The 4,178-nt window shown below is 25.5% G+C and carries 4 protein-coding genes; all 4 read right to left on the bottom strand.

Going from position 1 to position 4,178, the window contains the following annotated elements; genetic code table 11:
* Positions 1–126: 126 nt before the first annotated feature.
* The 4 genes from amrS to Q5F54_RS11335 all read right to left on the bottom strand — a co-directional run bounded on the left by amrS (position 127) and on the right by Q5F54_RS11335 (position 3,814).
* Positions 127–1,113, bottom strand: a complete 987-nt coding sequence (gene amrS, locus Q5F54_RS11345; protein ID WP_281537477.1) for an AmmeMemoRadiSam system radical SAM enzyme — start codon at positions 1,111–1,113, stop codon at positions 127–129.
* Positions 1,103–2,350, bottom strand: a complete 1,248-nt coding sequence (gene amrA, locus Q5F54_RS11340) for an AmmeMemoRadiSam system protein A (protein ID WP_334306112.1) — start codon at positions 2,348–2,350, stop codon at positions 1,103–1,105. The genes amrS and amrA overlap by 11 nt, the downstream gene beginning before the upstream one ends.
* Positions 2,351–2,388: 38 nt before the next feature.
* A complete protein-coding gene (locus tag Q5F54_RS13095) occupies positions 2,389–2,523 on the bottom strand; it encodes a hypothetical protein (RefSeq protein ID WP_330385877.1) in 135 nt (44 codons plus the stop codon).
* Positions 2,524–3,163: 640 nt separating this feature from the next.
* Positions 3,164–3,814 carry an NAD(P)/FAD-dependent oxidoreductase gene (locus tag Q5F54_RS11335; RefSeq protein ID WP_288248363.1) on the bottom strand — a complete coding sequence of 217 codons (651 nt, stop codon included), beginning with the start codon at positions 3,812–3,814 and terminating at the stop codon, positions 3,164–3,166.
* Positions 3,815–4,178 lie beyond the last annotated feature (364 nt).

Below are 4,178 nucleotides of genomic sequence, written 5' to 3'. Positions count from 1 at the left end.
AAAGAAAATAGCCATTTAATATAAGTAAAAATGGTTATTTTGTCTACAATCTGAAATACTTTTATCATATTGATAAAAGTATTTTTTAATTTATGTTTTTAGTTGCAGTAATAAAATAAATATTGTTTATAATACAATGTTTATATCTTTTCCACAGTTATCACATTTGTTATCATCTATGTGCACTGTAGTTGTGTATATACCTCTAGTTAATAATTTTTCATTACAATCAGGACAATAAGTATTATTATCAACACCTGCCACATTACCTATATATACATAATTTAGATATCTCTTCGCTATATCTCTAGCTTTTATTATACTCTCTATATCTGTAGGTGGATTATTTAAGTTATATCTTGGAAAATATCTACTTAAATGGAGTGGGATATTTTTATCAACACTAGCTATAAACTTAGCTATATTTTCTATCTCATCTATTGAGTCATTTTCACCTCTTACCATAAGTGTGGTGATTTCTATATGGCAATACTTACTAGCTAAAGCTATTGTATCCAAAACAGGCTCTAGCTTTGCACCACATATATTATTGTAGTATTTATTTGTATATCCTTTTAAATCTATATTCATAGCATCAATATATGGAAGTATTTTTTCTAATGGTTTTTTATTTACATATCCATTAGTAACTAAAACTGTACTTATATCTTTATTTCTTCCTTTTATTTTTTTTACTACATCATATATGTATTCATACCACATAAAAGGTTCATTATAAGTAAATGCTATTCCTATATTATCATTTAATGTTTCAATTATATTTATTAATTTATCTGTTTCTATATATTCACTTTTCTGAACTTGTTGAGATATTTCATAATTTTGGCAAAAACTACAACTCATATTACATCCAAAAGTACCTACTGATAATATATTTTTTCCTGGTTTATAATGACATAAAGGCTTTTTTTCTATAGGATCTATGTTAGCAGATGTTACTTCTCCATAATTTATAGCAATACCTATATTATTTTCTACTGTTCTTACATTACAAACTCCAAATTTATTTTCTTTTAGTATACAATTATGAGGACATAACTTACATCTAATACTGTCTTCTTTTTTATCGTAAAACATTATATTAGATTTCATTATTTTCACCTTCTTTGTATCTTATAACTTCAAATTTTTCTATATTATAATCACTATTTGGATTTATACCACCTTTTTGACAAGCAATGTTTAACTGTTCTTCTACTGTATCAACCCCTTCAAGGTCTGGCAATAAAAGACCTCTGTTTTGTCCTTTACTTACTATTACTCCATATATTTTAGGATTTAATTCTTCTTTTATAGCTTTAATAGTATTTGTTAGTACATCTACTGATATATCAATATCTACAAGCTCATCTTCTGTTACTTCTAAAAATCTAGGATCTGCAATTGCTGCTTGTATTGCATTTCTTATTATTTCATTTGCTACACAATCAGTTGTTGGAAAAATAGTTCCTATGCATCCTCTTAATTGTCCAAACTTTTTAAGAGATACAAATACTCCATGTCTTTCTTCAAGCATTTCTCTAGGTAAATCATTACTTGCTATCATTAATCTTTTGTTTTTAAAGTAATAATTTAAACTTTCTCTAGCTAATTTTACATAAGGATTTGAATTAGATATCTTTTTATTAAAACTTTCTTCTTTAATCTTTAATAATTTATCTAGGTTACTTATATTTTCACCTTCTTGCTTAAATTTCATAACACCATATCCAACACCAAATGGACCTTCATATGATAATAATTCTCCCTGTATACTATTTCCTTCCATATCACCAAGGAGTATATATAAAGACCTTATCCCACATTCTCCAGCTTCTTCAATCATACATTTATCCATATTAAATATATTTACAACATTACCATTTTCCAAGTTTTCAATTAATTCTTTATCAAATTTAGCTCCTTGTGGTGAATACTCATAAGGACCATCTTCTGTTAATCTATGTGATAAATCCCCACTAGCTATTATTACTGTATTTTTGTTTAAGTTTTTTGCAGTTTTTTGTATAGCCATTCCAAATTTATATAATTCTATATCGTTTAATATTGAGTATGTTATATGTACTAACTTGTAATCTGTATAATACTTATTTATAAAATACATTGGAACCATTGTGCCATGATCTAATTCATAATCTTTATTAAATCTTCTAAGTAAATTAGAGTCTATCCCTGCTGCAGATATATTTTCACTTTTACATAAATTTAGAAGTTCATCATTAAACTCTTTATCTATTTCTAATTCTATATTAGTTTCAAAATCTCTAAATTTTATTAAATTTCCTTTTATTTTTTCTTCATTAGATATAGCTATTGCATCTGAAAACATTGTTGCATGAGGTGTTATAACTACAATAGTTTCAGGTTTTAAAATGCTATCTCCTTACCTATACTTTCACATGCATTTATAGTATTTTGTATTTTTTTCTCTTCACCTTTTCCTATACTTGGAATTATTAATGGTGGATGTGGCATTAAATAGTATCCTAATATATTTTTCATTTCATTCCTCCTAACATTGTTTTATATACGCATAAAGCAACGGATATGATTAGTAAAATATTTATTATTCATACACGTTGCTTTATTAAATAATCTATAGTCAGATACTTCTTTACGTAGTTTATAAAAATCAACTTTTTGTAATAGCTTAAGTTTCCCAACGACATAACCTTAAGCTACAGTAAAGAAAAATGAAAGTTCTTGATAAATCTTTAGTTCATTTACAAACCAATTTATGTTAATCATAACCTACATTTTTCTATATTTTAAAACTTAAATTCACAAACTTAGTATTTAGACTTTAATTACTTTTTATTCTTACTATGACCAATATTTTTTATAAGAATAAAATCCTATTTTAAATTTTCAAATAGTAGCTTTTTATACTATATTTATCTATAAATAAAAAATTCGCTTCGCTCATTTCGCCAACGATATATCTTTGCTCACGCTACAGATACATCCGTTACTCAAAAATATTATTTTTTACATTTATAAAGTTATTGATATTACTCATATTCATAGGTTATCCACAATATTTTTCATAATATAATTCCCTTATACGTAAAAAATCCAAACAAAGATTTAATCTTTTATTTGGATTTTTTATTTATTACAATATTTAAGTTTGATTTCTTTTCTAAATAACACTTTGCTTTATTTCTTGTATACCTACCCTATCTATAAAACTAGAAAGTCTTTCTTTTTCTAGTCCATTTTCTTTATAATAACTTAATAAATTATCAATTATTTTTATAACTTCAACTTCGCATAAACCTTCAGCTAATAAATCATACTTTCTTGGATTTAATCCACCTTTTCCACCTACTACTATAAATAACTTTCCATCTAAACCAGATAATACACCAATATCTTTTGTGTATGCATTTATACAAGCATTTTTGCATCCCGCTACTGCAATCTTAACTTTCCCAGGAAGTTCTATACCATGAAACTTTCTAGTAAGCTTCATACCTATACCTATTATAGGATATTTAGATCTTTTGCAAAAGTTAGCTGAACATACTTCAACATTAATTACTGAACATATATTTTTTATTGCAGGCCCCATATTTAATTCTTCCCATATAGTATCTATATCTTCTTCTTTTAAATTACCTATACATATCTTTTGAGCTGAAGTAACCTTTAATGAAGCATTGTATTTTTTTGCTACTTCACCTATTTTTATAAGATTTTCAGGAGTTATGTAACCACCAGGTATTTGTGGTGTTATAGAGTATCTTTCTTTTCCATCTATATTCTTTTGTATCTTTGCATATTTAGCCATTTCGTTTCCTCTCTTGTGTTCTTTATATAAAGGTATATATCCCATATTACCAAATATTAATTAATTTATATATATTCTACATTATATTTATTTTCATAAAAATTTCGATACACTCATGTATCTAATTATATGACACTTGCTACCACTTTGAGCAATATATTGACGAAGCATTTCGGTCACATTCGTTTATCAAAATATTATTTTTTATTTCTAAAATTATTGTTATTACTTATATTTATAGGTTGTCCACAAAAAATTTTATCTTATAATTTACTTATATGTAAAAATACACCCTTATTTAAGGGTGTATCAGATTGTAGACAAAATAACCATTTTTACTTATATTAAATGGCTATTTTCTTTT

It is taken from the genome of uncultured Romboutsia sp. (assembly GCF_958366745.1).
GTDB classification, from domain to species: domain Bacteria; phylum Bacillota; class Clostridia; order Peptostreptococcales; family Peptostreptococcaceae; genus Romboutsia; species Romboutsia timonensis.
This window is presented reverse-complemented; position numbering and strand designations above follow the sequence as displayed.

Bases quoted from the DNA above. Each gene is read 5' to 3' on its own strand.
- amrS (WP_281537477.1), bottom strand. From the start codon at position 1,113: ATGAAATCTAATATAATGTTTTACGATAAAAAAGAAGACAGTATTAGA.
- amrA (WP_334306112.1), bottom strand. From the start codon at position 2,350: ATGTTTTCAGATGCAATAGCTATATCTAATGAAGAAAAAATAAAAGGA.
- Q5F54_RS13095 (WP_330385877.1), bottom strand. From the start codon at position 2,523: ATGAAAAATATATTAGGATACTATTTAATGCCACATCCACCATTAATA.
- Q5F54_RS11335 (WP_288248363.1), bottom strand. From the start codon at position 3,814: ATGGCTAAATATGCAAAGATACAAAAGAATATAGATGGAAAAGAAAGA.